15 protein-coding genes are annotated in these 23244 nt (G+C 67.1%); 8 read left to right on the top strand and 7 right to left on the bottom strand.

What is annotated here, in order from left to right; translation table 11 throughout:
- Nucleotides 1–58: 58 nt before the first annotated feature.
- Nucleotides 59–865, top strand: coding sequence for a pepsin/retropepsin-like aspartic protease family protein (locus FHS31_RS06450; RefSeq protein ID WP_167072064.1), 807 nt, complete (start codon nucleotides 59–61; stop codon nucleotides 863–865).
- Here the strand turns inward: FHS31_RS06450 and FHS31_RS06445 are convergent.
- The 5 genes from FHS31_RS06445 to FHS31_RS06425 all read right to left on the bottom strand — a co-directional run bounded on the left by FHS31_RS06445 (nucleotide 843) and on the right by FHS31_RS06425 (nucleotide 11135).
- The gene (locus FHS31_RS06445) at nucleotides 843–1490 is read right to left on the bottom strand and encodes a phosphatase PAP2 family protein (protein ID WP_167072529.1); all 648 of its coding nucleotides are present in this window, start codon (nucleotides 1488–1490) and stop codon (nucleotides 843–845) included. The two genes, FHS31_RS06450 and FHS31_RS06445, sit on opposite strands and share 23 nt — an antisense overlap.
- A complete protein-coding gene (locus tag FHS31_RS06440; protein WP_167072528.1) occupies nucleotides 1487–2998 on the bottom strand; it encodes an efflux transporter outer membrane subunit in 1512 nt (503 codons plus the stop codon). The genes FHS31_RS06445 and FHS31_RS06440 overlap by 4 nt, the downstream gene beginning before the upstream one ends.
- Entirely contained in the window at nucleotides 2995–6303 is a 3309-nt protein-coding gene (locus FHS31_RS06435; protein WP_167072527.1) for an efflux RND transporter permease subunit, read from the bottom strand. Before FHS31_RS06435 ends, FHS31_RS06440 begins: the two co-directional genes overlap by 4 nt.
- 166 nt (nucleotides 6304–6469) lie before the next feature.
- Entirely contained in the window at nucleotides 6470–9634 is a 3165-nt protein-coding gene (locus tag FHS31_RS06430; protein ID WP_167072526.1) for an efflux RND transporter permease subunit, read from the bottom strand.
- A gap of 109 nt (nucleotides 9635–9743) precedes the next feature.
- A complete protein-coding gene (locus tag FHS31_RS06425; RefSeq protein ID WP_167072525.1) occupies nucleotides 9744–11135 on the bottom strand; it encodes an MdtA/MuxA family multidrug efflux RND transporter periplasmic adaptor subunit in 1392 nt (463 codons plus the stop codon).
- A 134-nt stretch (nucleotides 11136–11269) separates the two neighbouring features.
- Between FHS31_RS06425 and putA the strand changes: the two genes are divergently transcribed.
- Nucleotides 11270–14380 (top strand): bifunctional proline dehydrogenase/L-glutamate gamma-semialdehyde dehydrogenase PutA, encoded by a 3111-nt coding sequence (putA, locus tag FHS31_RS06420; protein ID WP_167072524.1) that lies wholly within the window; start codon nucleotides 11270–11272, stop codon nucleotides 14378–14380.
- Nucleotides 14381–14507: 127 nt separating this feature from the next.
- On the opposite strand, the gene FHS31_RS06415 is transcribed toward putA, so the two are convergent.
- A complete protein-coding gene (locus tag FHS31_RS06415) occupies nucleotides 14508–15899 on the bottom strand; it encodes an APC family permease (RefSeq protein WP_208408578.1) in 1392 nt (463 codons plus the stop codon).
- 113 nt (nucleotides 15900–16012) lie between these two features.
- Entirely contained in the window at nucleotides 16013–16759 is a 747-nt protein-coding gene (gene tpiA, locus FHS31_RS06410; protein WP_167072523.1) for a triose-phosphate isomerase, read from the bottom strand.
- Nucleotides 16760–16884: 125 nt separating this feature from the next.
- On the opposite strand from tpiA, the gene FHS31_RS06405 reads away from it, so the two are divergent.
- From FHS31_RS06405 to trpC, 6 genes are all read left to right on the top strand, one after another.
- Nucleotides 16885–18807: a peptidylprolyl isomerase gene (locus FHS31_RS06405; RefSeq protein ID WP_167072522.1), complete on the top strand. Its 1923-nt coding sequence runs from the start codon at nucleotides 16885–16887 to the stop codon at nucleotides 18805–18807.
- Entirely contained in the window at nucleotides 18807–20309 is a 1503-nt protein-coding gene (trpE, locus tag FHS31_RS06400) for an anthranilate synthase component I (protein WP_167072595.1), read from the top strand. The genes FHS31_RS06405 and trpE overlap by 1 nt, the downstream gene beginning before the upstream one ends.
- A 29-nt stretch (nucleotides 20310–20338) precedes the next feature.
- The gene (locus FHS31_RS06395; protein ID WP_167072521.1) at nucleotides 20339–20701 is read left to right on the top strand and encodes a DUF983 domain-containing protein; all 363 of its coding nucleotides are present in this window, start codon (nucleotides 20339–20341) and stop codon (nucleotides 20699–20701) included.
- 87 nt (nucleotides 20702–20788) lie between these two features.
- Nucleotides 20789–21382 (top strand): anthranilate synthase component II, encoded by a 594-nt coding sequence (locus tag FHS31_RS06390; protein WP_167072520.1) that lies wholly within the window; start codon nucleotides 20789–20791, stop codon nucleotides 21380–21382.
- Nucleotides 21379–22374, top strand: a complete 996-nt coding sequence (gene trpD, locus FHS31_RS06385) for an anthranilate phosphoribosyltransferase (RefSeq protein ID WP_167072519.1) — start codon at nucleotides 21379–21381, stop codon at nucleotides 22372–22374. Before FHS31_RS06390 ends, trpD begins: the two co-directional genes overlap by 4 nt.
- 13 nt (nucleotides 22375–22387) lie before the next feature.
- The gene (gene trpC / locus FHS31_RS06380) at nucleotides 22388–23176 is read left to right on the top strand and encodes an indole-3-glycerol phosphate synthase TrpC (protein ID WP_167072518.1); all 789 of its coding nucleotides are present in this window, start codon (nucleotides 22388–22390) and stop codon (nucleotides 23174–23176) included.
- Nucleotides 23177–23244: the final 68 nt, after the last annotated feature.

Here is a 23244-nt window from a genome sequence, read left to right as displayed (position 1 = left end):
GGACGGACCAAGGCCGCCAAGGCTTCCTACCCCACCCGACACACTGAGCCTGGATGCGTTGGACCCGGTTGTGGCGGTAACGATCGCCGGGCGGCCGCTACGGCTGTTGGTCGATCCGACCCAGGCCGATGCCATCGAGCTCGATCCCGCCGCCGCGGATAGGCTCGGATTGCGCTGGCAAAAGGGACGCGATCTCGAGATCGGCCGGATCACACTGGCGGGACGGACGGCGCAGACCGTGCTCGAAACGGAGGGCCGGAGCCTGCCGGTGACGGTGGCAACTCACGATCGTCCGGTATCGGAGCGTGCGGACGGACTGATCGGCCCGGACTTGCTACCTTATGCCGCGATTCGCTGGCACAGGGCCGACGCACCGCCGCCCACTGCTACGCTGACCCTCCCGCTCCGGCTGGACTTGGGGCTGGGGCTTGTCGGCAGCGATACGGCGCTGCCGTTGCCGATCCGGCTGCGCTTTTCCTTCGTGCGCTTCGATTCGGAGGCGACCGCCGCAGCCGCCTCCTTTCTGCTGCAACGCTATGACGGCCGCTTCGACGGCAATACTGAGCCGATGCCCGTGTTCCTCGGCATATCGAGGCCCAGCCGCCCGATTTTGTTCGATCGCGCGCCGCTGATCGCAGGCTTCCACATCCGCCGCATCGCGGTGCGCATCGCCGATTTCCGGGGCAGCAATCCGCTGCCCGCCGATCCATTGCAACCCGGCGACATCGTCGTCGCCAGGCGCGAGGCGCCGCAGCCCGCGCAAAGCTGGGTGACGATCGCGAATGACCGTCTCCGGCGGTGCGCCGACGTGACCTACACCGCGCAGCCGCGCACCCTGAAGCTCAGCTGCGCCTTCGATCCTTAGGCGTGGCGATCGCCAGCGCGGCGCAGAGGAAGGCCGCGCCGATCAGCCAGCCGCCGATCACGTCGCTCACCCAGTGCACGCCCAGCATCACCCGCGTCGCGCCGACCGCCAGCGACAGTGCCACGCCCAGCCCCGCAAGCGCCACCGCCCGGCCATGCCCGCGCGTCGCCCCGGCGATGCCGCCGAGCAGCGGATAAAGGATCATCGATCCCATCGCGTGACCGCTGGGAAAGCTCCAGCTGTTCTCCGTCACCAGATGCCAGAGGAAATCGGGCCGGGGACGATCGAAGCAGAGCTTGAGCAGCGGCAGCGCCACGGCACCCGCCGCCACCGTGCCGCCGAGCAAAGCCGCCTGCTGCCCCCGTCCGCGCAGGGCCAGCACCAGCACGGCGGCGATCGTCAGCGGCGCGCGCGTTACGCCCGCGCCCATCGTGGTGATCCCGACGACCGCCTTCAGCGCCCAGGGCGGACCGATCAGCGCGTGGCGGGCGTCGGAGCGGCGCCATGCCTTCAGCATATGCTCATCGAGCGCGCGCAGCCAATGTTCGTGGATCGCGACCGCATCGGCCAGGAACAGCCCGGCGCACAGCGCGGCCCCTGCCCAGAGCAAGGCGCGCCGTGTCATGGCGCAGGCGGTGTGCCCGGCTGCGGCCAGCTGCCGCCGATCGCCTGGATCAAAGTGATCGCTGCAGTCTGCTGGTTGACGATCGCGGTCGCCTCGTTCTGGCGCGCGGTAAGCGCGGTGGTCTGCTGGGTGATCACGTCGGTATAGGCGATCTGCCCCGCCTTATATTGGTTGAGCGCGATATCCTCGACCCGCGTCGCCACGCTCGCCGCCTGCGATCGTTGCTGCGTGACGAAGCTGAGGATTTGCGAAGCCGCAAGTTCATCCTCCACCGCCTGCAAGGCGGTCAGCACCGTCTGGCGATAATTGGCGACCTGCTGATCATAAGCGTAGCGCGCCTCTTTCACCCGCGCCGAGCGTGCCCCGAAATCGAGGAGCGTCTCGGCGACCTGCGCGCCCAGCGACCAGAAGCTGCTCGCCGCGCTGAACAGCGAACCGATACTGCTGCTTTGGCCTCCCACTTGGCCCGAGAGGGTGAGCGCCGGGAAGAAGGCGGCTTTCTCCACGCCGATCGCCTGGTTGGCGGCCGCGACGCGCCGTTCGGCGGCGGCGATATCGGGGCGGCGTTGCAACACCGTCGACGGCAGAACACCGGGGACAACCGGCACGACCGGCGCCCACACCGCCGGCTGGATCGAGAAATTGGCGGGGTTCTCACCGACCAGCACCGCGATGGCATGTTCGAAAATCTGGCGCTGGCGAACGAGATCGGCGGCGTTGGCGCGCGCGCTGGAGAGCTGGGTCTGGGCCTGCAGCACGTCGATCCGCGCGGCGATGCCGGCATTGTAGCGATTGTTGGTGATCGTGAAGGCGCGATCGTATGCCGCGACCGTATCGTCGAGGATCTGCTTCTGGCGATCGAGCCCGCGCAGCTGGACATAATCGCTCGCCACTTCGCCCTGCGCGGAGAGCGTGGCGTTGTTGAGATCGCCGAGGCTGGCTTCGGCCAGCGCCTTCTGCTGGCGCACGCCCGAGCTGATCTTGCCCCACAGATCGGGCTCCCAGCTCGCGCCCAGCGAAAGCTGGTAGCGACGGCTGCCCGAGGAACCCGAGGTGACCGTAGTGGAGGTGCCCGTTCCCGTCGAGGTGGTGCCGGTGCCACTGGTCGTGCCCGTGCCGGTGGTGCCGGTCGTGCCGCCGATGATCGTCGTCGATCCGTTGCCGAACGATCCCGCGCGCGTCGCGCTGCCGTTGAGATCGACGGTCGGAAACAGCGAGGCGCGCAGTTCGCGCACCGTCGCCTGCGCCTGCTTATAGGCGGCATAGGAGGCGGCGACATTCTGGTTGGAAACCGCGACGCGCGCTTCGAGGGTATCGAGCACCGGATCGTTGAACAGCTTCCACCAGGCGCCCTTGGCGACATCGTCGGCGGGCGTGCCGACCGTCCAGCCGGGGGCCTCCTTGAAATGATCGGCGGGCGGGGTGCTGGGGACGGCGTAATGCGGCGCGAAGCTGCAGCCGGAAAGCAGCAATGCGATCGTCAGCAAGGCGGTAAAACTCTTCTTCATGCGGGCAGGCCTTGGGCGTTGGCGCGGCCGAGCATCCGTTCGCGGGGGCTGCGGCGGCGGAAGCGATCGAGCGCGAGATAGACGACCGGCGTCGTCAGCAGAGTGAGGAACTGGCTGGCGATCAGCCCGCCCATGATCGCGATGCCGAGCGGGCGACGCAGCTCCGCGCCCTCGCCGAAGCCGATCGCCAGCGGCAGCGCGCCGAGCGCGGCGGCCAGCGTGGTCATCAGGATCGGGCGGAAGCGCAGCAGCGAAGCCTCGCGGATCGCCTGCACGGGCAACAGGCCGCGCGTGCGTTCGGCATCCAGCGCGAAATCGATGATCATGATCGCATTCTTCTTCACGATGCCGATCAGCAGGATGATGCCGATCAGCCCGATCAGATCGAACTCGCTGCCCGTGATCATCAGCGCCAGCGCCGCGCCCACGCCTGCCGAGGGCAAGGTGGACAGCACCGTCAGCGGATGGATCGCGCTTTCGTACAGGATGCCGAGCACGATATAGATCACCAGCAGCGCCGACAGGATCAGGATCGGCATCGAAGAGGTCGATTGCTGGAAGACCTTGGCGGTTCCCGCGAAGCTGCCGTGGACGGTGGCGGGCAGGTGAAGCTGCTGCATCAATTGCGTGATCCGCAGCGAGGCATCGGAAAGCGATTTGCCGGTGCCGGTGTTGAACGCGATCGTCGCCGCGGGCGCGCCATCCTGATGGTTCACCTGCGCCGCGGTGGATTGCAGCGACCAGCTGGCGATCGTCGATAGCGGCATCATCGTCTGGGCGACGGTGTTCACCGCCGATCCGGTGGTTGTGTCGCGCTGGCCGGTGGTGGAAACCGGGCTCGATCCGGAGACGCCCTGCGTGGTGCCGAGCGAGGAGGTGGCGCTCGCCGATGCGGATCCTCCGCTGGTCGTCGCGGTCGCGGTGGTGAGGCCGTTGGGGGCATTGGCCGCGGTGTTGGTGCCGGTGCCCGCGGTGCCGTTGGCATTGGCGGTGGCAGGGACGTAGACCTGGGCCAGTGCCTCCGGGCTGGTGGTGAACTCGGGCGCCACGCCCATCACCACATGATATTGGTTGAGGCCCGAATAGATGGTCGCGACCTGGCGCTGGCCGAAACCGTCGTACAGCGTATTGTCGATCGATGCCGGCGTGACGCCGAGCCGCGTCGCCGCATCGCGGTTGACCAGCACATAGGCCTCCGCGCCGCCGTCCGAGACGTCGCTGTCGACATCGGTGAAGGTGCGGTCCTTCTTCATCGCCTGGGCGAGCGCATCCGAGGCCTTCTTGAGCTGATCGGAATCGTCGGCCTTCAGCGTATATTGATAGGCGGCGTTCCCCTGCCGACCGCCCGCGCGCATATCCTGCACCGGCATCAGGAAGGTCGAGACGCCGGTGATCTTGGCAAGCTTGGGCCTGAGCCGCGTGATGACGTCGCGCACGGGCGAGCGCTGCGATTTGGGCTTGAGCTGCACGAACATGAAGCCGCCGCCCGCGCGGCTGCCGCCCGTGAAGGCCACCGCGCTCTCCACCGCGGGATCCTTGTTGATGATATGGACGATGTTCGTGAGCTTGGTCTGCATATCCTGGAAGGAAATGCTCTGATCGGCGCGCAGGCCGCCCATCATCGATCCGGTATCCTGCTCGGGAAAGAAGCCCTTCGGGATTTCGACCAGCAGGAAGATGTTCAGCACCACCGCACCCAACAGCAGCAGCAAGGTCGCGCCGCGATTGGCGAGCGACCAATCGAGGCTCTTGGCATAGCGGCGCTGGAGGCGATCGAACTGCCGTTCCGAAAATTCGGCGAAGCGGTTCTGCTTCCGCTCGGGATCGGGCTCGCGCAGCAAGAGCGCGGCCAGCATCGGCGTCGTGGTCAGCGATATCACGAGGCTGATCAGCACCGCCACCGTCATCGTGATCGCGAATTCGCGGAACAGGCGCCCGATCAGGCCGCCCATGAACAGCAAGGGGATGAACACCGCGACCAGGCTGATCGAGATCGAGAGCACGGTGAACCCGACCTGCTTCGCGCCCACCAGCGCCGCTTTCATGCGCGGCATTCCCTCTTCGACATGGCGGCTGATATTTTCGAGCACGACGATCGCATCGTCGACCACGAATCCCGTCGCCACGGTCAGCGCCATCAGCGAGAGATTGTTGAGGCTGAACCCCAAAAGATAGATCACGCCGAGCGTGCCGAGGATCGAGGCGACGACCGCGACGAACGGCACCACCGTCGCGCGCAGCGAGCGCAGGAAGATCGAAACCACCGCCACCACCAGCAGCGTGGCGATCACCAAGGTGATTTCCACCTCCTTGAGCGAGGCCCGGATCGTAGTGGTGCGATCGGTGGCCATTTCGAGCTTGATGTCGTGCGGGATGGCGGCGCGCAGCCCGGGCAATTGCGCCTTCACCGAATCGACGGTCTCGATGATGTTGGCGCCGGGCTGGCGGCTGATGACGACGTTCACGGCACGCTTGCCGTTGAACAGGCCCATCGTGCGGACGTCCTCGGGCCCGTCGTAGACATGGGCGACATCCTGCAGGCGCACGGCGATGCCGTTGCGCCAGGCAACAACGATCGGCGCATAGTCGGAGGCGCGCAGCCCCGGCGTATCGCCGTAGATCTGCCAGCTCAGCGCCTTGCCCTCGATCACGCCGCGCGGCCGATTGGCGCTGGCCGAGGAGAGCGAGGTGCGGACGTCCTCGAGCGGAATGCCGTAGCGCGCCAGCGCCAGCGGATTGAGATCGATGCGCACCGCGGGCAGCGCCGCGCCGCCGAGCTCGACATCGCCGACGCCCTGCACCTGCAGCAATTTCTGCTGCACCACATTGGAGACCGAGTTGTAGATATCCGCCGGGGATCGCGTGTCCGATGTCAGCGCGATGATCATGATCGGCGCATCGGACGGGTTCATCTTGCGATAGCTGGGGTTCTGCCGCAGCGTGGTCGGCAGATCGGCGCGCGCGGCATTGATCGCCGCCTGCACGTCCCGCGCGGCGCCATCGATGTTCCGGCTGAGATCGAACTGCAGGATGATCCGCGTCGATCCGATCCCCGATTGCGAGGTCATTTCGGAGACCCCCGCGATCGTGCCGAGATGCTTTTCGAGAGGGCTGGCAACGCTGGTTGCCATCGTCGTCGGACTGGCGCCGGCGAGTGTCGATTGTACCATGATCGTCGGGAAATCGACCTGCGGCAGCGGCGATACCGGCATCGCGAAAAACGCCGCGAAGCCCGCCAGCATCATGCCGATGGTCAGCAGCAGCGTACCGATCGGCCGACGGATAAAGGGCGCGGAGAGATTCACATTCCCTCTCCCGCAAGCGGGAGAGGGAGGGGCCCGCAAATCGAGCACAGCGAGATTTGTGGGAGGGTGAGGGCGCGAACGCAGTGAGCCACGAGGCTCGCTATCGCTCGCCCCCTCACCCCAGCCCTCTCCCGCTCGCGGGAGAGGGGGCTGAGTTGCACACCTGTCACGCCCCCGCCTCCAGCGGTAGCTCGGGCTCTTCCTGCTTCCGCCAGCCGAAGCGCGTCGCAAGCGCCTCGAACTGGAGGAAGATCACCGGTGTGGTGAACAAAGTCAGCGCCTGGCTGACGATCAGCCCGCCGGCGATGGCGATGCCGAGCGGACGGCGCAGCTCCGAGCCCATGCCCGCGCCGAAAATCAAAGGCAGCGCCGCGAACAACGCCGCAAAGGTCGTCATCATGATCGGGCGGAAGCGCAGGTGCGCCGCCTGGCGGATCGCCGAATCGGGATCCTTGCCCTCAGTGCGTTCGGCATCCAGCGCGAAATCGATCATCATGATCGCGTTCTTCTTCACGATGCCGATCAGCAGCACGATGCCGATGATGCCGATCACGCCGAGATCATTGCCTGTGATCCACAGGAACAGGAGCGCGCCGACGCCCGCCGAGGGCAGGGTCGAAAGGATGGTGATCGGGTGGATGAAGCTCTCATAGAGCACGCCGAGCACGATGTAGACGACGACGATCGCCGCGAGGATCAGCCACACCTCGTTCTGCAACGAGGCACGGAAGGCGTTGGCCGCGCCAAGGAAGGTGGTGGTGATCGAGGCGGGTATGCCGACGCGCTTCTCTGCGGCGGTGATCGCATCGACCGCATGGCCGAGGCTCTGCCCCTTGGCGAGATCGAAACCGATCGTCACCGCCGGGAATTGCGCGACGCGCGTCACCTCCAGCGGCGCGGAGCCTTCGACGAAGCTCGCGACCGTCGACAGCGGCACCGAATTGCCGCCCGACGTGGGGACGTAGAGCGAGGACAGCGCCTGCGGATCGGTCAGCATCCCAGGCTGGCTTTCCAGGATCACGCGATACTGGGTGGTCTGGGTGAAGATCGTCGAGATGATGCGCTGGCCGAAGGCGTTGTAAAGCGCACTGTCGATCGTCGCCAGGCTGATCCCCAGCCGCGAGGCGGTATCGCGATTGACTTTGACGGTCACCGCGCGGCCCTCGTTCTGCATGTCCGACGTGATATTGATGACCTGTTTCAGGCCCTTGAGTTCGGCGACGAGCTTGGTCGCCCAGCCCTGGATCTCGTTCTGATCGGCGCCCTGCAAGGCGAAGCGATATTGGGTCGGGCCGCCTTCGGCATCGATCGTCAGATCCTGCACCGGGCGGACATAGAGCGTGACGCCCGCGACCTCCCGAGCGCGCTCCTGCAGCCGCTCGATCAGCCTGGCTTGCGAGGTGGTGCGTTTGTCCTTGAGGTTGATCAGCATCCGCCCCTGATTGAGCGCGGCATTGCTGCCATCGACGCCGACATTCGAGGACAGGCTCTCCACATCGGGATCCTTGAGCACCGCATCGGCGACCTTGGCCTGCAGATCGGACATGCGCCCGAACGAGACGCCCTGCGCGGTGGCGACCACCGCCTGCAGCTGACCGGTATCCTGCTCGGGAAACAGGCCCTTGGGGATGGCGACGAACAGGAAGGCCGTCGCCACCAGCGATCCCGCGAACACCAGCAGCGCCATCGCCTGCCGCGCCAGCACCCAATCGAGAGCGCGCGAATAACGATGCGCGAGATTGTCGAACGCGCCCATCGTCTTTTCGACGAAGCGCGGCTTCCACATCTCATGCTCGGCCTTGAGCCAGCGCGCCGAGAGCATGGGCACCAGCGTCAGCGCAATCACCGCCGAAATCAGGATCGTCACCGCCAGCGTGATCGCGAATTCGCGGAACAGCCGGCCGACGACATCGCCCATGAACAGCAACGGGATCAGCACCGCGACCAAGCTGACCGTCAGGCTGATGATCGTGAAGCCGATCTCCTGCGCGCCCTTCAGCGCCGCCGCGAGCGGGCGCGCGCCATTTTCGAGGTGGCGGGCGATATTCTCGGTGACGACGATCGCATCGTCGACGACGAAACCCGCGGCGATCGTCAAGGCCATCAGCGTGAGATTGTTGAGGCTGAACCCGAGCTCCAGCATCGCCGCGAAGGTGCCGATAATCGAGAGCGGCACGGCGATCGAGGCGATGGCGGTCGCCTGCCAAGAGCCCAGAAACAGGAAGATGGCGAGCGTCACCAGCACGACTGCAAACACGAGCTCCCACTGCACATCGCTCACCGAAGTGCGGATGCCGGTGGTGCGATCGGTGAGCAGGGTAACGTGGACATCGGCGGGTAAAGCGGCGGTGAGATCGGGCAGCGATTCCTTGATCGCATCGACCGTGCCGATGACGTTGGCGCCCGGCTGACGCTGAACATCGACGACGATCGCAGGCTGACGGTTCATCCACGCGCCGATCCTGGTATTTTCCGATCCGTCGATCACGTTGGCGACATCGCTGACCCGCACCGGCGCGCCGTTGCGATAGGCAAGGATCAGGCCCTTATATTCTTCGGCGGTGGAGAGCTGATCGTTGGAATCGATCGTCCAGCTGCGCGTCGGCCCGTCGAAGCTGCCCTTGGCGCCGTTGACGTTGGCGGCGGCGATCGCGTTGCGCAGCGTATCGAGCGAAAGACCGTGCGCCGCGAGCGCCTGAACGTTGGCCTGGATCCGCACCGCCGGCCGCTGCCCGCCAGACAGCGAGACGAGGCCGACGCCGGGCAATTGCGAAATCTTGTTGGCGACGCGCTGGTCGACCATATTCTGCACTTCGGCGAGCGACCGGGTATCGCTGGTGACGCCGAGACTGAGGATCGGCGCATCGGCAGGATTGACCTTGGCGTAGATCGGCGGCGCGGGCAGATCGGCGGGCAGCAGGGTGTTCGCCGCGTTGATCGCCGCCTGCACCTCCTGCTCCGCGACATCGAGGCTGAGATCGAGGTTGAACTGCAGCGTGATCACCGATGCGCCCGCGCTCGACGTCGATGACATGCGGCTCAGGCCCGCCATCTCACCGAACTGGCGCTCGAGCGGCGCGGTGACGGTCAAGCCCATCACATCGGGCGAGGCGCCGGGATAGGAGGTGGTGACCTGGATGGTCGGGTAATCGACCTCGGGCAGCGCCGACAGCGGCAGGAATTTATAGGCGACGATGCCGGCGAGCAGGATCGCGAGCATGAACAGGGTCGTCGCCACCGGCCGCAGGATGAACGGCCGCGACGGATTGACCCGATCGGGCGCGATCGAGGTGACATCGCTGTCTTCGAGTTGGCCGGGCGGAACGTTCATGCGGACATCCGTCGATGTGCCCCGGCGCAGGCCGGGGCCCAGGGCCTGAAGCGGCGGTCCCTGCGGCTCTGGACCCCGGCCTGCGCCGGGGTACGGGGTACGACAGGAGTCACTGCCCCTGGCCACCCTGTTGCTGGCGCCTATGCTTGTGCTGACCGCTTCCATCCGCGCCAGCCGGCGCCGTCGCATCGCCGCCGGTCTTCTGACAGGTCTGGCCACCGCGCTGGCCACCCTTCTTCTCGCCGCCGCCGAACAGGCCCGCGAAGAAGCCGGTCTTCTTGCCGCCGAACTGCGGCGGGCAATCGCCGGGCAGCACGACCTTGGAGCCGTCATCGAGATTGTCCGCGCCTTCGGTCACCACCGTCTGGCCCAGCGCAAGGCCGGAGAGGATCGCCACCACGGTGCCGTTGCCGGGCCCGGTCTTAACGGTCTGCAGCTTCACGGTATGATCGGGCTGGACCACGAAAACGAAATCGCCCTGCACGCCGTGGCGCACCGCCGTCACCGGCACCGTCGCGGCATTCTTTAGCGTATCGGCGAGCAGCACGACGTTGACGAACTGATTGGGGAACAGCTTGCTGTCCGGATTGGGGAAGCGCGATTTGGCCTTCACCGTCCCCGTGGTGGCGTCGATCTGATTGTCGAAGGTCAGGAAATTGCCCTGCGCCAGCGTCGCGGTTCCCGCCTGATCCTTGGCGGTGGTGGAGAGGGGATCGCCCGCCGCGCGCTTGGCGAGCAGGCGCTGTAGATCGGACTGGGGCAGCGAATAGACCACGTCGATCGGCGTGGTCTGGGTGATGATGACGATGCCGGTGGCGTCGCCCGGCGTGACGTAATTGCCGATATCCACTTGACGCAGGCCGACGCGCCCCGAAACCGGCGCGGGGATCGAGGTATATTGCAGGTTGAGCCTGGCGGTGCCGACCGCGGCTTTGTCCGAGCCGATCGTGCCTTCGAGCTGCTTGGCGGTCGCGGCCTGGGTATCGACGTCCTGCCGCGCGATCGAATCCTGCTTGAGCAACGTCTGGTAGCGGCCAAGCGTGACCCGCGCGAGATTGAGCTGCGCCTGATCGCGAGCGAGATTGGCCTCCGCCTGCGCCAGCGCGAGCTTGTAGGGGCGCGGATCGATCAGCGCGAGCTGCTGGCCCTTTCTGACCATCTGCCCTTCGGTGAAGTTGATCGCAAAGATATTGCCGCTGACCTGCGAATGGACGGTGGCCGTCACCACCGGCGTCACCGTACCGATCGCCGAGACGGTCTCGGGCATATCGAGCGCCGCTACCTTGGCGATGCCGACCGTCGCCGCGCCGCGATTGCCGCCGCCCGCACCACCGCGCCGGCCGCCGCCGGCTGCACCCTGGCCTTGACCCTGCGTCTCGCCACCTCCGCGCGTCAGGCCCCAAGCGAGCAGCGCCACCAGCACCAGGACGATCACCACGATCACGGCATTGCGCCGCGCGTGCGGGGATCGTTCGATCGGTTCTTCGCTATAGACGTCCATCTCGGCTCCCGTTTGCCTGCCCTCGCGTGACGAAGGCGCGGCACATTGCTAGCGTGGCTTGCGGCAGAATGTCAGCGTTGCAATCTACGCATACGCACATGAACTAAGGTTTTGCCCGCTTTCGGGAGCATCAGTTGAACAACAGCTTGACGGTCGATTGGGACCGTATCGACGACACGAAATATCAGGATGAAGGTGAGGCGGTTCAGTCCCTGCTCGCCCGCAAGCCATTATCGTTAGAGGAGCGTAACGCTGTCGAGGCGCAAGCGATCCGCCTCGTCGAGGCGGCGCGGGCATCGGCGGAGAAACAGGGCGTCGTCGAGAGCTTCCTCCAGCAATTCTCGCTCGGCACGCGCGAGGGGCTGGCACTGATGTGCCTGGCCGAGGCGTTGCTGCGCACACCCGACGCCGACACGCGCGATCGGCTGATCGCCGAGAAGATCGGATCGGCCGATTGGGCGGCGCACCTCGGCCAATCGGACAGCCTGTTCGTCAACGCCTCGACCTGGGGGCTGATGCTGACGGGCAAGCTGGTCGATGTCGATGATCAGGCCAGGAAGGATCTGCCCGGCTACCTCAAGCGCATGACCGCCAAGCTCGGCGAGCCGGTGATCCGTCAGGCGGTGGGCGCGGCGGTCAAGATGATGGGCGAGCAGTTCGTACTCGGGCGCACGATCGAGACGGCGTTGGCTCGGGCGAAGAAGGAGGGCTATCTCTGCTCGTTCGACATGCTCGGCGAGGGCGCGCGCACCGCCGCCGATGCCGAACGCTACGAGCATATCTACGCCCACGCGATCGATACGGTTGGCAAGGCCCGCGCGCCCGGCGAGCGGCCCGAGGATGGGCATGGCGTCTCGGTCAAGCTCTCGGCCCTCTCGCCCCGCTACGAAGCGGTGCAGGAAGCGCGCGTCTGGGCGGAGCTGTATCCGCGCATCAAACGGCTGGCGCTGATCGCCGCACGCCATAATCTCAATTTCGCTATCGATGCCGAGGAAGCGGATCGCCTCGTCCTCTCGCTCAAGCTGATCGACACCCTTGCACATGAGAAAGAGCTGGGCGACTGGACCGGGCTCGGCGTGGTCGTGCAGGCCTATCAGAAGCGTGGGCTGGCGGTGATCGAGGCGCTCAAGGCCCTTAGCCAAAAGTCCGGTCGCCGCCTGATGATCCGGCTGGTCAAAGGCGCCTATTGGGACAGCGAGATCAAGAAGGCGCAGGTCGCCGGCCGTCCCGGCTATCCGGTGTTCACCACCAAGCCCGCGACCGATCTTTCCTATCTGGTCTGCGCCAACGCGCTGATCGCGGCGAGCCCGCATCTCTATCCGCAATTCGCCACGCATAACGCCCACACGCTCGCCGCCGTCCGGCTGATGGCCGATCGCGCGGGCGTGCCGATCGAGCATCAGCGCCTGCACGGGATGGGGGAGGCGCTCTACAAAGCCAATATCGGCGGCAATGCGCGGCTGCGGGCTTATGCGCCGGTGGGCGGGCATGAGGAATTGCTGCCCTATCTGGTCCGTCGGCTGCTGGAGAATGGCGCCAACACCAGCTTCGTCCATGCCTTGCTCAACGAGAAGGTGCCCGCGCTGGACGTAGTCCGCGATCCCATCAGCGCGGTCGAGGCCGCGCCCGGTGCACATCCCAAAATCCCGCTGCCCGCCGACATTTACGGGCCGAAGCGCAAGAATCCGCTGGGCCGGGATTACGCGATCCTCGCCGAACAGAAGCGCGCCGACGAAGCCAGCAAGGCGATCGCGCGCGAAACGCTGACCGCCGGGCCGATCGTCGGCGGCAAATTGCTGGCGGGCGCTGGCGCGCAGCCGCTGCACAGTCCGGTGGACCGTGGTTGGCTGATCGGTGGCGTCAGCGACGCGACCTTGGCCGATGTCGATCAGGCCGCGCGCCGTGCTGCCAAAGCACAACGGGCCTGGGACGATCGCGGCGGGAAGGGCCGCGCCAAGGTGCTGCGCGCGATGGGCGATGCGCTGGAACGCGACATGGATCGCCTCGTTGCCTTGCTGTCACGCGAAGCGGGCAAGACGCTCAACGATGGCGTCGCCGAGGTGCGTGAAGCAGTGGATTTCTGCCGCTATTATGCCGGGCTCGCGGAGAAGCAATTCTCCGGTTTCGAGACTTTGCCGGGGCCGGTCGGCGAGACCAACCAGCTGGAGCTGCGCGGACGGGGCACCTTCGCCTGCATATCACCGTGGAATTTCCCGCTGGCGATCTTCACCGGCCAGATCGCGGCGGCGCTGGCGGCCGGCAACGCCGTGCTCGCCAAGCCCGCCGAGCAGACGCCCTTCGTGGCGGCGGAGGCGGTGCGGCTGTTCCACAAGGCGGGACTCGATCCCGATCTGCTGGCGCTGCTCCCCGGCGAGGGCGCGACGGTCGGCCAGGCGATCGTCACCCATCCGCTGATCTCTGGCGTCGCCTTCACCGGCGGCACCGATACTGCGCGCGCGATCAACCGCGCGCTCGCCAACCGCGACGGCCCGATCCTGCCCTTCATCGCCGAGACCGGCGGCCTCAACGGCCTGTTCGCCGATACGACCGCGCTCAAGGAGCAGGTGGTGGATGACGTGATCGTCTCGGCGATCGGATCGGCGGGGCAGCGCTGCTCGGCGCTGCGCGTACTGTTCGTGCCCAAGGATTCGGCGAATGAGCTGATTGCCACGCTGGCGGGCGCGCTCGATGCGCTGGTGATCGGCGACCCCGCCGAACCCGGCACCGACATCGGCCCGGTGATCGACGAGGCAGCGCGCGCCGATCTCGAGGCGCATGTCCAGCGGCTGGAGAAAGAGGCGAAGATCATCCGCCGCATCGATCCCGGCGTGTGGGGCGCCAAGGGCAGCTATTTCGGCCCGGTGATCGCCGAGGTGCCGCGCCCGGACTTCCTTGAAAAGGAAGTGTTCGGCCCGATCCTGCATGTCTACCGCTACGATCCCGCCGATCTCCACAAGGTCACCGCCAGCCTCGCCAACCGCGGCTACGGGCTGACGCTGGGGGTCCACACCCGGATCGAGCGCTTCTCGGAGGAAGTGCGCGCGGCGGTGCCGGCGGGGAACGTCTATGTGAACCGATCGATCATCGGCGCGGTGGTCGGTGTGCAGCCGTTCGGCGGCGAAGGTCTGTCCGGCACCGGTCCCAAGGCGGGCGGGCCGCACGCCCTGCTGCGCTATGCGGTGGAGCGCGCGCTCTCGGTCAACATCACCGCGCAGGGCGGCGATCCGAGTTTGCTCAATTTGTAGACTCAGTCGCCTGCCACCAATCGCCCGCTCGCCCTGAGCTTGTCGAAGGGCCGTCCTTCTTCGTTACCGGACCGAAGAAGAACGGTGCTTCGACAAGCTCAGCACGAACGGATGGTTTGTGTTTAGCCTACAATCGCTCAGCGGTTTCGACAGCAGGATCGTGAACGATCCATGCGCCGCGCCGCCGCAGCACGAGTGTATAGTAGAGGATCGCCGCCACGATCTGCGCTGCGGTGGCGATCAGGCCGGGGCGGCCTTCGTCCACGTCCAGCCAGTTGGTCCAGGCGACATAGGCCAGCGCCACCAGGGTCAGGATCGGGGCGATCGGGAACAACGGCATGCGATAGGGGCCGTGATTGGTGCTGCCCGTCCGCCGCCCCGCCAAGGCCCCGAGGCTGATCGCGCAATAGGTGACGAGCAGGCCGCCACCGCTCAGGATCAGCAGGAAGTTGAGCTTGATGAAGCAGCAGCCGATGCCGAGCGCGCCATTGACCAACGTGGCGACCCAGGGGCTGTGCCAGCGCGGATGCACCGCCGCGATCCAACGATCGACCGGCCCGCCCCACACCCGATCGCGCCCGGTGGAATAGAGAAACCGCGCCGAGCCCAGCACGGTAACGATCGCGGCATTGAGGATCGCGATGGCGACGCCGACCGCCATCAGCGCGGCGATCAGCCCACCGCCCCAGCTGGCGACGAAATCGCCGAACGGGTCCGTTGCGGAGAGAGTTCGGGCGAGGTCCGGCGTGCCGATCAGCGCGGCGATCGTCGGTCCCAGTTCGAACAGGAAAGCGGCGGCGAAGGACAGCATGACGACGCGGGCGATGCGGGTGGAGGCGTCATGCATCTCCTCGCCGAAATAGACCGCCATGCCATAGCCGTTGAGCGCGAAGATGCCGATCGTGGTGGCGGTTCCGGTCGCGGGCATCGTCGCCGGTTGCAGTGAAGGCAGCACCGGGTGCGCCAGCATCGGCAACAGCCCCTGCGCCGGATGGATCAGGCCGAGCGCCGTCACTAGCCCCAGCGCGGCCAGTTCGATCACGAGAAAGAGCCCTGTCACCAGCGCGTTGACGCGGATGTTGAGCAGGCCGCACAGCGTGGCGCCGGCGACAACTACGATCGCGATGGGCACCACCGGCAGGCCCGGGATGACGTGGGCGAGCACCGCGCTCACGCCCAGGCCGACGACGGGCGGGAAGAGCATGTTGTTGAAGACGTTGATGACCAGCATGACGAAGCCGGGCAGCGGCCCCAGCGTCCGCGCCACCATCACATATTCGCCGCCCGCGATCGGGAAGGCCGACGAGAGCTCGGCATAGACATAGGCCGTGGCGAGGCAGACCAGCCCCGCGATCGCCATCGCCCACAACGCGCCCGTTCCCGCGCCTTGCAGCATCCCCGGCACGATGATGAACACGGAAGAGGCCGGCGAGATCGCCGAGAGCGTGAGGAACAGCATCCCCAGCGTGCCCAGGCAGCGGGGGAGCGCCTTGGGCAAGGGCGGCGGTGCGGTTGTCATGCCCTATCCCCTCCGTTCGTGCTGAGCTTGTCGAAGCACTGTTCTTCTTCGTTGCCTGTCAGGCAGGACAGCCCTTCGACAAGCTCAGGGCAAACGGGGAGGGAGGGCGTCAGTTAGATCGTAGCCGCCGCCTCGATAATCGGAACGAATTGCGCGGCGGTGAGGCTGCAGCCGCCGACCAGGGCACCGTCGACATCGGCGATCGCCAACAGTTCTGCGGCATTGTCCGGCTTGACCGATCCCCCATACAAGATCCGCACGCCCACCCCTTCTTCGCCGAGGATCGCGAGCAGCTTGGCGCGGATCATGCCGTGCATCTCGGCGACGTCGTCACACGAAGGCGTCCGCCCCGTGCCGATCGCCCACACCGGCTCGTAAGCGACGACCAGCTGCCGCGCGGTCGCGGCCGGCGGCAGCGATCCGTCGAGCTGATCGCCGACAACCACGCCCGCACGCCCCGCATCACGCTCAGCCTCGGTCTCGCCGACGCAGACGATTGCGATCAGTCCGGCGGCGATCGTCGCCTCGGCTTTGGCGCGGACGAGGTCATCCGTCTCGCCGTTGTCGGTGCGGCGCTCGCTGTGGCCGACGATGACATGGCTGGCGCCGAGATCGGCGAGCATCGCGGCGGAGACGCAGCCCGTGTGTGCGCCCTTCACGGCATGGTGGCAATCCTGCCCGCCGATCACGACCGTGTCCGCCGCCTGCATCATCGCATCGATCAGGGTGAAGGGCGGACACAGCGCGACATCGACATGGCCAGCGGCGGTAGCGGCCGCTTCGATCGCCGCCACTTCGGCGAGCGATGCGCGCGTGCCGTTCATTTTCCAGTTGCCCGCGATCAGCTTGCGCAACGCCATTCTTTCGCCTCCCTCACGACGGCGTTTCCGATACAGCAATGCGCCCGAGCGGCAAGGCGTGGCTCCGCTTGGCAGGCGAAGGCAGGAGCCCTATGGGCGGGCTCAACTGTTTCTCGGAAGACCGGATGCTAACCTTCTTTCGCCGCGCGCTCGGCTCCTGGATCGTCATCGCCTTGCTCGGCCTGCTGCTGGTGGCGTTCATCGTCACCGGCGTGAGCAATCCGTTCGGGGGCGGCGCGGTGACCGATCCCAACGTGGTCGCCACGGTGGGCGGTGAGCCGATCCGCGGGGCGGACGTGCAGCGTAGCGCGCAGGCCGAGCTCAGCCGCATCCGCCAGCAGCAGCCTGCCGTCGACATGGCGGCGCTGCTGCGCCAGACGGGCGGCCTCGATCCGATCGTCGAGCGCGAGATCAGCACGCGATCGCTGGAGATCTGGGCGCGCAAGCACGGGCTGACCGCCAGCGACCGGCTGATCGATGCGCAGATCGCCAACATCCCCGCCTTCATCAACCCTGCCGGCAAGTTCGACGAGAAGCAGATGCGCGCCCTGCTCGCGCAGCAGCATATGGCGCTGGCCGATCTGCGATCGGGCATCCGCGCCGATCTGATCCGTCGCCAGCTGCTGATCCCGCTGGGCGCGGCGCCATCGATGCCGATGGGCATGGCGCGAACCTATGCGGGACTGTTCGTCGCGCGGCGGATCGGCGAAGTCGGCTTCGTGCCGCTGAAACCAGTCGCAGCGCCTTCGGAACCCGACATCGCCGCCTGGTACAAGAGCCACATCGCCGCTTACACCGTGCCCGAACGGCGCGTGCTGCGCTACGCGCCGATCAACCCCGACGGCGTCACCGTCGCCACGCCGAGCGATGCGGAGATCGCGGCGCAGTATAAGGCCGACGCCGCCAAATATGCCGCGGGCGAAACGCGCACGCTTTCGCAGGTGGTGCTGCCCGACGAGGGCGCCGCCAAGGCGTTCGCCGCCAAGCTCGCCTCCGGCACGCCGTTCGAAAAGGCTGCGGGCGACGCAGGCTTCGGCCCCAAGGATACCGCGCTCGGCGCGCTCAGCAAGGAAGCGTTCGCCGCCTCCGCGACGCCCGCGATCGCCGATGCCGCTTTCGCCGCCAAGCAGGGCGGCAATACCACGCCGCTCAAGTCGACGCTCGGCTGGCACATCGTCCACATCGATACGATCAACGCCAAACCCGCGCGCAGCCTGGAAAGCGTGAAGGGCGAGATCGCCACCGCGCTCACCCAGACGCGCAAGACCGCCGCGCTGCAGGCGCTCGGCCAGAAGATCGAGGATGCGCTGAACGACGGCGCCAATTTCGACAAGATCGTTAAGGCCAACAGCCTGAAGGTAGTGACGACGCCGCCGCTGCTCGGCAATGGCGCGGCGCCCAATTTCCAGCCCGACGCCACCGTGCAGGCGCTGCTCAAGCCCGCCTTCCTGGCCGAGCCCGAGGACGCCCCGACGCTGGAGCCCGTGCCCGCCACCGGCGGCGCCGCGCTGCTCGGCGTTGCCAGCGTGCTGCCCTCGGCGCCGCTGCCCTTGGCCCAGGTGCACGACAAGGCGAAGAATGATCTGATGGTCGATCGCGCCGGCAAGGCCGCACGGGCGATCGCCGACGGCGTGCTGGCCAAGATGAAGGCCGGAACGCCGATGGCCGCCGCCTTCGCCGCCGCAGGGCTGGAAGCACCCAAGCCCGCCAACGCCAGCCAGATCGACGTCGCCCGCCTGCAGCAGCAGGGCCAGGCGGTGTCACCGCCGCTGCGCGCCCTGTTCGCACTTTCGCCCGGCAAGACCAGCCTGACGCCGGGGCCGGGCGGCTGGTATATCGTCCATCTCGATCAGATCAGCCCCGGCGATCCCGCGCAGGTCGCCTTGATCGCCGGCCAGATGCGCGTCGCCTCCAGCCAGGGGATCGGCGACGAATATCTGCAGCAATTCGCCAAGGCGGCGCGATCGGAACTGACGGTGAAGAAGAACCCCGCCGCCATCGCCGCGCTCGCCAAGCAGCTTTCGGGCCAGGCGGCCGCCGACCAGTGATGGAAGCGGGGGCGGCCGACGCCGCCGCGCGCGAGGCGATCGCTGCGGGCCGTCCGGCTTTGGTCTGGCGGCGGCTGATCGCCGATACCGAAACGCCCGTCGCCGCCGCGATCAAACTGATCGAGCCCGGCCGAGGCGATTTCCTGCTCGAATCGGTGGAGGATGGCGCAACACGCGGGCGCTACAGTTTGCTCGGCCTGGCGCCCGATCTGGTGTTCGAGGCGCGGGAGCGGCAGGCGCGGATCAATCGGCGCTGGCTGACCGACCGCGCCGCGTTCGAGGGTATAGAGGCCGATCCGCTGGTAGCGCTCCGCGATCTGGTGGCGGCGTGCCGCGCCGATGTGCCCGAGGGCCTGCCCCGCGCACTCGCCTGCCTCGTCGGCTATTTCGCTTATGAGACGGTGGGGCTGGTCGAGAAGCTGCCGCGCGCCGCGCCCTCACCGCTGGATCTGCCCGATATGCTGTTCGTGCGGCCGACGGTGCTGCTGATCTTCGATCGGCTGGCGGATTCGCTGTTCATCGTCGCGCCGGTCTGGCCCGAAAGCCGCGGCACCGTGGAGGCCGCGATCGAGCGGATCGAGGCGACCGCCGCCCGGCTCGCGGCGCCGCTGCCCGCCGCCGCCCGCACACCCGCCGAGCTGCCGGAGATCCTCGCCACGCCGATCATCCCTGCCGATCGCTATCGGGATATGGTGCTGGCCGCGAAGGAGCATATCGCGGCGGGCGACATCTTCCAGGTCGTGCTGGCGCAGCGCTTCACCACGCCCTTCACGCTGCCGCCGCTCGATCTCTATCGCGCGCTCAGGCGGATCAATCCCTCGCCCTTCCTCTACCATCTCGATCTACCCGGCTTTGCAGTGATCGGATCGAGCCCCGAGATTCTCGTCCGCCTGCGCGATGGCGAGGTGACGATCCGCCCGATCGCGGGCACGCGCCCTCGTGGTAAAACCGCCGCCGAGGACGAGGCCAACCGGGAGAGTCTGCTCACCGATCCCAAGGAGCGCGCCGAGCATCTGATGCTGCTCGATCTCGGCCGCAACGATGTCGGCCGCGTCGCGGTGGCGGGCAGCGTCAAGGTGACGGCCAGCTATGCGGTCGAATATTACAGCCACGTCATGCACATCGTCTCCAACGTCGTCGGGCGGATCGCGCCGGGCAAGGATGCGCTCGACGCGATGTTCGCGGGCTTTCCGGCGGGCACGGTCTCGGGCGCGCCCAAGGTCCGCGCCTGCGAGATCATCGCCGAACTGGAGCAGGAAACGCGCGGCGCTTATGCTGGCGCGGTCGGCTATTTCGCCCCCGACGGCTCGCTCGATAGCTGCATCGTGCTCAGGACGGCCATCGTTAAGGATGGCGTGATGCATGTGCAGGCCGGTGCGGGCATCGTCGCCGACAGCGATCCCGCCGCCGAACAGCGCGAGTGCGAAGCCAAGTCCGGCGCGCTGTTCGCCGCTGCGCGCGAGGCAACGCGGATCGCGCAGGAAGCAGGCTTTGGCCAGTAGCGAAGCGATGTCCGAGCGCCTAAATGGTGATGATGGACAAGATCAGCTTCGGCGAAGGCCTCAAGCGCGGGCTCAAGCGCCACTGCCCGCATTGCGATTCGCCGACCTTGTTCGAAGGCTATCTCAAGGTGCGCCCGCGCTGCCCGGTGTGCATGGCCGATAACGGCCAGCACCGTGTCGACGATATCGCCTCTTATTTCACCGTATTGTTGGTCGGACATCTGCTGGTCGCCCCGTCGCTGGCGATTCCCTGGTTCTGGTCGCTGCCGCTATGGGCGTCGCTCGGCATCCTGCTCTCGGCGATGACTTTGGCGACGCTGGCCGCCCTGCCCTTCATCAAGGGCGGTGTGATTGGTGCGCTTGCGGCGGTGGCCGATAAGAAGACGGCGTAGGCCGACGTCATCAATCCTCCCCTGCAAGGGGAGGATTGATGATATCGTGGGGATGACGGTTGTCCGCTAACCGGTTAAGCGCATCCCATGATCCTCGTCATCGACAATTACGACAGCTTCACCTGGAACCTGGTACATTATCTCCAGGAGCTGGGCAGCCATGTCGAGGTGGTGCGCAACGATGCGATCGGCGTCGGGCAGGCGATGTCTTCCGGGGCGGAGGCCTTCCTGATCTCACCGGGGCCGGGCGATCCCGATCATGCCGGGATCAGCCTCGATCTCGTCGCGGCCTGCGCCGAGCAGGGGCGGCCCTTGCTCGGCGTCTGCCTCGGCCATCAGGCGATCGGGCAGCATTTCGGTGGGATCGTGACACGCGCGGGCGAGCTGATGCACGGCAAGACCAGCGCGGTTCATCATGACGGCACCGGGCTGTTCAAGGATCTCCCCTCACCCTTCACCGCGACGCGCTATCATTCGCTGATCGTCACCGAGGAGAGCCTGCCCGAGGGGCTGATCGTCAACGCGCGGACGCCCGACGGCACGGTGATGGGCTTCCGCCACGCCACTCTGCCGATCCACGGCGTTCAGTTCCACCCCGAGAGCATCGCCACCGAGCATGGCCATGCGATGCTCGCCAATTTCCTGGCGCTGGCGGGGATCAAGGCGGCCGAGCCCGCGTGACGACGATCACGCTGCTGCCCGATCCGGCGAACCCTCTCGACCATAGCCAAGCCGAGCAGGCCTTCGCCGATATTCTCGACGGCACGGTTGCCGACGAGGTTGTCGCCGCCTTCCTGATCGCGCTTGCCGAGCGTGGCGAAACCAGCATCGAGATCGCCGCCGCCGCGCGCGCGATGCGCCAGCGGATGCTGCCGATCGAGGCGCCCGAAAACGCGATCGATGTCTGCGGCACCGGCGGCGACGGTCATCACACGCTCAATGTCTCGACCGCAGTTGCGCTGGTCGTCGCGGCCTGCGGCGTACCCGTCGCCAAGCATGGCAACCGCGCCGCTTCCTCCAAGGCGGGGGCTGCCGATACGCTGGAGGCGCTGGGCCTCGATATGGCCCGCGCGGGCGACACCGCCGAGGCGAGCCTTGCCGCACTGGGCATCTGCTTCCTGTTCGCCGCCAACCATCATCCCGCGATGCGCCGCATTCAGCCGATCCGGACCGCGATCGGGCGGCGGACGATCTTCAACCTGATGGGCCCGCTCGCCAATCCGGCGCGGACCCGCCGCCAGCTGATCGGCATCGCGCGGCCCGATTATGTCGGCACTTATGCCCAGGCGCTGGCGCTGATCGGCGACGGCATGGCGTGGGTCGTCTCCGGCGAGGAAGGCATCGACGAAATCTCGATCGCGGGGCCGACCGTGCTGGCCGAGGTGAGAGGGGCCGAGACCCACAGCGGAACCCTCACCCCCGAGGAGGCCAGTCTGCCATGTCATCCGATCGCGGCGATCCGGGGCGGCGACGCCGCGCACAACGCGCAGGCGCTGCGCCGTTTGCTGAAGGGCGAGGCAGGCGCCTATCGCGACGCGGTGCTGCTCAACGCCGCGGGCGCGCTGACCATGGCGTGCGAGGTCGCTGATCTCAGCGAAGGGGTCGTGCGCGCCGCCGAAGCGATCGACAGCGGCGCGGCCGAGGCTTTGCTCGATCGCTGGCTGCGCTTCTGATAGGCGGACGCCCATGTCCAACCGCCTGACCGAAATCCTCGCCGCCAAGCGCGATCATGTCGCCCGCCGCAACGCCGAGACCAGCCTTGCCGCGCTGGAAGCATCCGCCGCCGGCCAGACCGCACCGCGCGGGTTCCGCGCCGCGCTCGATCGCGCGGCTGTCGATGGCTTCGGGCTGATCGCCGAGATCAAGAAGGCCTCGCCCTCCAAGGGGTTGATCCGCGCCGATTTCGATCCGCCCGCGCACGCCCGCGCCTATCAGGCGGGCGGGGCGGCCTGTCTCTCGGTGCTGACCGACGTGCCCTTCTTTCAGGGCGCCGACGACTATCTCGTCCAGGCGCGGGCGGCCTGTTCGCTGCCTTGCCTGCGCAAGGATTTCATGATCGATCCGTGGCAGGTGCTGGAGGCGCGTGCGCTGGGCGCCGACGCGATCCTGATTATCGTCGCCGGGCTGGAAGACGGGGCGATGGCCGAGATCGAGGCGGCTGCGATCGGCCTCGGCATGGATGTGCTGGTCGAGGTGCATGACCGGGCCGAGCTCGATCGCGCCCTGCGGCTGCGGTCACGGCTGATCGGGGTCAACAACCGCGACCTGCGCGATTTCTCGGTCGATTTCGCGCGGACCTATGAGCTCGTCGGCAGCGCCCCCGAGGGCTGCACCTTCGTCGCCGAGAGCGGGCTCGGCGGTCCTGCCGATCTCGCGGCGATGGCCGAGCATGGCGTGCGTTGCTTCCTCGTCGGCGAGAGCCTGATGCGGCAGGCGGATGTCGAGGCGGCAACGCGCGCTCTGCTTGCGGCATGAGCGCCACGCCGCCCCCGTTGGTGTCGAGCGAAGTCGAGACACGTTCCGCCTGTATCACGTCCCTCGAC

The organism is Sphingomonas vulcanisoli, from assembly GCF_011761305.1.
GTDB lineage: Bacteria > Pseudomonadota > Alphaproteobacteria > Sphingomonadales > Sphingomonadaceae > Sphingomonas_I > Sphingomonas_I vulcanisoli.
This window is presented reverse-complemented; position numbering and strand designations above follow the sequence as displayed.

Coding starts and splice junctions, on each gene's coding strand:
- FHS31_RS06445 (WP_167072529.1), bottom strand. CDS start 1,490: ATGACACGGCGCGCCTTGCTCTGGGCAGGGGCCGCGCTGTGCGCCGGG.
- FHS31_RS06440 (WP_167072528.1), bottom strand. CDS start 2,998: ATGAAGAAGAGTTTTACCGCCTTGCTGACGATCGCATTGCTGCTTTCC.
- FHS31_RS06430 (WP_167072526.1), bottom strand. CDS start 9,634: ATGAACGTTCCGCCCGGCCAACTCGAAGACAGCGATGTCACCTCGATC.
- FHS31_RS06425 (WP_167072525.1), bottom strand. CDS start 11,135: ATGGACGTCTATAGCGAAGAACCGATCGAACGATCCCCGCACGCGCGG.
- FHS31_RS06415 (WP_208408578.1), bottom strand. CDS start 15,899: ATGACAACCGCACCGCCGCCCTTGCCCAAGGCGCTCCCCCGCTGCCTG.
- tpiA (WP_167072523.1), bottom strand. CDS start 16,759: ATGGCGTTGCGCAAGCTGATCGCGGGCAACTGGAAAATGAACGGCACG.
- FHS31_RS06405 (WP_167072522.1), top strand. CDS start 16,885: ATGCTAACCTTCTTTCGCCGCGCGCTCGGCTCCTGGATCGTCATCGCC.
- trpE (WP_167072595.1), top strand. CDS start 18,807: ATGGAAGCGGGGGCGGCCGACGCCGCCGCGCGCGAGGCGATCGCTGCG.
- FHS31_RS06395 (WP_167072521.1), top strand. CDS start 20,339: ATGATGGACAAGATCAGCTTCGGCGAAGGCCTCAAGCGCGGGCTCAAG.
- FHS31_RS06390 (WP_167072520.1), top strand. CDS start 20,789: ATGATCCTCGTCATCGACAATTACGACAGCTTCACCTGGAACCTGGTA.
- trpC (WP_167072518.1), top strand. CDS start 22,388: ATGTCCAACCGCCTGACCGAAATCCTCGCCGCCAAGCGCGATCATGTC.